The organism is Azospirillum isscasi (assembly GCF_030849505.1).
In the GTDB taxonomy this organism is placed as follows: Bacteria; Pseudomonadota; Alphaproteobacteria; order Azospirillales; family Azospirillaceae; genus Azospirillum; species Azospirillum isscasi.
Genome location: NZ_JAUJFI010000265.1, coordinates 1 through 4,566 on the forward strand (window position 1 = coordinate 1; position 4,566 = coordinate 4,566).

General features: G+C 70.9%; 3 protein-coding genes and 1 pseudogene. 2 read left to right on the forward strand and 2 right to left on the reverse strand.

What is annotated here, in order from left to right; translation table 11 throughout:
* Positions 1-379: pseudogene (locus QSG27_RS27785) on the forward strand (hypothetical protein); the annotation flags it as partial.
* A gap of 162 nt (positions 380-541) precedes the next feature.
* Here QSG27_RS27785 and QSG27_RS27790 read toward each other — a convergent pair.
* Positions 542-2,626 (reverse strand): YgiQ family radical SAM protein, encoded by a 2,085-nt coding sequence (locus tag QSG27_RS27790; protein ID WP_407653281.1) that lies wholly within the window; start codon positions 2,624-2,626, stop codon positions 542-544.
* Positions 2,627-2,918: 292 nt separating this feature from the next.
* On the opposite strand from QSG27_RS27790, the gene QSG27_RS27795 reads away from it, so the two are divergent.
* A complete protein-coding gene (locus QSG27_RS27795) occupies positions 2,919-3,107 on the forward strand; it encodes a hypothetical protein (protein ID WP_306711950.1) in 189 nt (62 codons plus the stop codon).
* A gap of 47 nt (positions 3,108-3,154) precedes the next feature.
* Here QSG27_RS27795 and QSG27_RS27800 read toward each other — a convergent pair whose 3' ends face one another.
* Positions 3,155-4,543 (reverse strand): hypothetical protein, encoded by a 1,389-nt coding sequence (locus tag QSG27_RS27800; RefSeq protein WP_306711952.1) that lies wholly within the window; start codon positions 4,541-4,543, stop codon positions 3,155-3,157.
* Positions 4,544-4,566 lie beyond the last annotated feature (23 nt).

Genomic DNA, 4,566 nt, shown 5'->3' on the forward strand with positions numbered 1-4,566 from the left:
CGCTGACCCGGCCCAATCCATCAGGCGGCCCCCGCCCCCGCCTCCACCCCCGCCGCCTCCCGGCAACGCGCTGGAGACGGTGCGCGGCTTCTACGCCGCGCTGGCCCAGGCCGACGGCGAGCGGGCGAACGGTTTCCTCGTTCCGGAGAAGCGCAACGCGGGCGCCTACGAGATCGCGTCGATGAGCCGCTATTACGGCAACATGCGCGAGCCCGTCCGCCTGCTCGCGGCGGAGCCCGCCGGGCCGGACGCCGTCCGGGTGCGCTATCACTATGTCTACGCGAATGGCCGCGTCTGCGACGGCGCCGCCGACGTCGCGCTGGCCCAGCGCGACGGGCGGGCCCTGATCGAGCGCATCAAGGCGCTCAACGGCTGCTGACGCTTCCATCCCCTCTCCCGTCCCGGGAGAGGGTGCCCGCGCAGCGGGCGGGTGAGGGTAAGGCCGAGAATGGATCGCTGATCCTTGCCGGTACCCTCACCCTTCCCACGCTGGCGCGTGGGTCCCTTCCCTCTCCCGGGGCGGGAGAGGGGATCGAAAGGCTTATCGTCCCCGCCCCGGCTTGCCGCCCTTGACCGGCGCCCGCCGGCCCTTGCCCGCCTGCTGGGTGTAGAAGGTCTTGCCCGGCTTCGGCTTCTCCGCCTTCGCCGCGGCCATTCCCCCCGTCGTCTGCCAGGCCGGGACGAGCTGGTGCTCGCCCGGCCCGATCAGGTCGCTGCGGCCCATCGCCTTCAGCGCGTCGCGCAGCACCGGCCAGTTCTCCGGATCGTGGTAGCGCAGGAACGCCTTGTGCAGGCGGCGCTGCTTCAGCCCCTTGGCGGAGAACACCGCCTCCGAGCCCTCGCGGCGGATCGGGCGCAGCGGGTTGCGGTCGCTGTGGTACATCGCCGTGGCGAGCGCCATGGGGGAGGGCAGGTAGGTCTGCACCTGATCGGCCTTGAACCCGTTCCGCTTCAGCCATAGGGCGAGGTTCATCATGTCCTCGTCGGTGGTGCCGGGGTGGGCGGCGATGAAGTAGGGGATCAAATACAGCTTCTTCCCCGCCGCCTTGGCCGCCTTCTCGAACATCTCCTTGAAGCGGTCGTAGGTGCCGATGCCCGGCTTCATCATCTTGGACAGCGGGCCGGGCTCCGTGTGCTCCGGCGCGATCTTCAGATAGCCGCCGACATGGTGGGTCACCAGCTCCTTCACATATTCCGGGCTGCGGACGGCGAGGTCGTAGCGCAGGCCCGAGGCAATGTTGATCTTCTTCACGCCGGGAATGGCGCGGGCCTTGCGGTAGAGCTGGATCAGGTCGCTGTGGTCGGTGTTCAGGTTCTTGCAGATGTCCGGGAAGACGCAGGACGGGCGGCGGCAGACCTTCTCGATCTCCGGATCCTTGCAGGCCATGCGGTACATGTTGGCGGTCGGCCCGCCCATGTCGGAGATGACGCCGGTGAAGCCCTTCACCTTGTCGCGGATCTCCTCGATCTCCTTCAGGATCGACCCCTCCGACCGGCTCTGGATGATGCGCCCCTCATGCTCGGTGATGGAGCAGAAGGAGCAGCCGCCGAAGCAGCCGCGCATGATGTTCACCGAGAAGCGGATCATCTCCCAGGCCGGGATGCGCGCGTCGCCGTAGGACGGGTGGGGCGCCCGGGCGTAGGGCAGGCCGTAGACCCCGTCCATCTCCGCCGTGGTCAGCGGGATCGGCGGCGTGGTCAGCCACACCTCGCGGTCGCCGTGCCGCTGCACCAGCGCGCGGGCGTTGCCGGGGTTGCTTTCCTGATGCAGCACGCGCGAGGCGTGGGCGTAGAGCACCTTGTCGGCGCTGACCTGCTCGAAGGAGGGCAGGCGGACCACCGTGCGGTCGGCCCCGGCGGCGCGCGGGGCGGCGGGGGTCAGCTCGTCGATGCTGCTGCTGTCGATGACGGTCCAGCCGTCCGGCACCCGGCTGCGAACGATGGAGGTGCCGCGGATGTCGTCGATCTCGCGCGCCTTCTCCCCGGCGGCGATGCGGTGGGCGACGTCGATGATCGCGCGCTCCGCGTTGCCGAAGCACAGGATGTCCGCCTTGGAATCCACCAGGACGGAGCGGCGGACCTTCTCGCTCCAATGGTCGTATTGGGCGATGCGACGCAAGGATGCCTCGATGCCGCCCAGGACGATGGGCACGTCCTTGTAGGCTTCGCGGCAGCGCTGGCTGTAGACGATCACGGCGCGGTCGGGCCGCTTCCCGCCCTCGTCGTTGGGGGTGTAGCTGTCGTTGTGACGCAGGCGGCGGTCCGAGGTGTAGTGGTTCACCATGGAATCCATGTTGCCGCCGGTCACCCCGAAGAACAGGTTGGGCTTGCCCAGCGCCTTGAAGGGCTCCGCGCTGCTCCAGTCCGGCTGGGCGATGATGCCGACGCGGAAGCCCTGCGCCTCCAGCAGCCGCCCGATGATCGCCATGCCGAAGCTGGGATGGTCGATGTAGGCGTCGCCCGTCACGACCACGATGTCGCAGGAGTCCCAGCCCAGCCGCTCCATCTCCGCCCGCGTCATCGGCAGGAAGGGGGCGGGCCGCCGGGCCTCCCTCCGGTGCCGGGGGAAGGAGAAGATGTCCCGTGCCGCCGGAACGGGGGCGGTGGGCGTGGGGGCGTTGAGCATGACGCTCTCCGTTCGGGCCGCCGGAGCGCGGGCGCGCCGGGGCAGGGTGCTGCGTGATCGGGTGCCGGGTCATACCGGTTCTGCCCGGCATGATCCACCGCGCGAGTCCCTAAGGAACTGCCGCGGCGCGGTCAAGGATAGCCTGACCGTCGGGGTCAACTTTATGCGTGCGTACGACGCCGTGATGTGTGCAGCCGGGCGGCGTCCGGCAAGGGAGCTTTCACGACGGATGTGGACCCCGCCCGCCTCGCGGGTGTTGTTCATCGGAACCATTGGAATGCGGAGACACGCCATGACCGATGAAACGAAGCCCGACATGCCTCCGGGAGCCGGAAAAGACAAGGACTCTCCCCTGGAGGACAGGACCAAGACCCCCGGCGACGGGACGCTTCAGGACGCCGTACCCGTGGGGACGACATCGGACGAACTCCGGCGCCGGGCGGAAGAGGACGAAGGGTCCGTCCAGCCCGGCACCGGCTGATCACCGGAGCGTCGCCGGACGTTTCATCATACGACGTCGTATGAGAACTACCGGGTGACGCTCCCGGTCTCGCCCTGGGGGGCGGCCAGCCCGACCATGGCATAGCTGTCGCGGATGGCTGCGTCCAGCGCCGGGGGCAGGGGCTGGATGCGCTGTTCCCGCGCGGCGCGGCGGGCGAAGTCAGGGTCCGCCGCCAGCACCCGCGTGGCGGCGGCCTTGGCCTCGTCCATCCGGCCCATCTGCACGAAGGCGATGGCCAGGGCGGCCTGGGCCGGGGCCGCGGCGGTGACCTCGAACTCCAGCTTGGTCCCGTCCGGATGGCCATGGCGCTGAAGGGCGAGGCTGTAGGCCGGCAGCAGGCGCTCACGCTGGGCCGGGTCGCGCTCCATGGCCTGCTCCAGCAGGGACAGCCCCTTCGTGGTTTGCCCGGCCTCGACATACCACAGGCCGAGATCGCCGAGGATATTGGCGTCGCCGGGCGAGGCCCGCAGGGCGCGTTGCCCGGTGGCGAAGCAGGGGGCGTATTCCCCGCGCAGGCAGTGGGCGGTGTAGAGCGCCGTCAACGGGCGCAGGGAGGTGGGCGCCAGTTCCGTGGCGCGCAGGGCCGCCGTCAGGGCGTCGTTCGACGCGGCGTCGTTCCTTTCCCGGCGATAGGCGTCGGATTGCAGCAGCGACAGCGCCGACCACAGGCGCGCGGCCTCCCCCGCGCTGGCTGCCGGGGCCTGGGCTCCGGACATCAGGCAACCGTTCAAGGCGGCCCGCTCGACCGGGGGGAACTCGTTCCGTCCGGCGGCGAGGAAGGCGCATTCGCGCGGCGATAAGCTGGTCGTGGGCTTGCTGCGCAGGCGCGCGGTGGCCGCTGGCAGCAGGGGGCCTTGCGGCGCGGCGACCGGCTCGACGATGCCGGCGGCCAGGGCCTGCGGCGTGGGCATGCCGTCCGGCCCCGCCGGGCGGTCCATGGTGGTGGACCAGAGAACCGTTCCGGTGACGAGATCGGTCAGATGCACGACGACGCGCACCGTCCCGTCGCGCGTCTGAAGGCTGCCGGCCAGACGCAGCCCCTGAGGGGGTGCGGAGGCGGCCTGCGGCGGGTCGAGCCGCACCGGCAGATCGGTGCGGTTGGCAAGCCCGCCGGCGATTTCGTCGGTCAGCATGGCGGCCAGCGCACTGTCCTCCGCCGACCGCCCGGTGGTGCGGAAGGGGCCGACGACGATGGTCATCGACGTGTTGACCGTCGTGGACAGGGCCGTCGCCGGGCCGGCCGCCTTCGGTCCGAGGGCTGGCGCGACGGGATGGGGGCCGAGCGCCAGCGCCTCCTCCGTTCCGGCGGGCGCGGCCAGGTTCCGCCCGACCAGCAGGCCCGCCAGCCCGACCGCAACCAGCACCGTCAAGCCGCCCCGCGCGCCGCAGCGCGGGATGACGGCGGCGGCGGCCATCTACCGCGACCTGCGGGCGGACA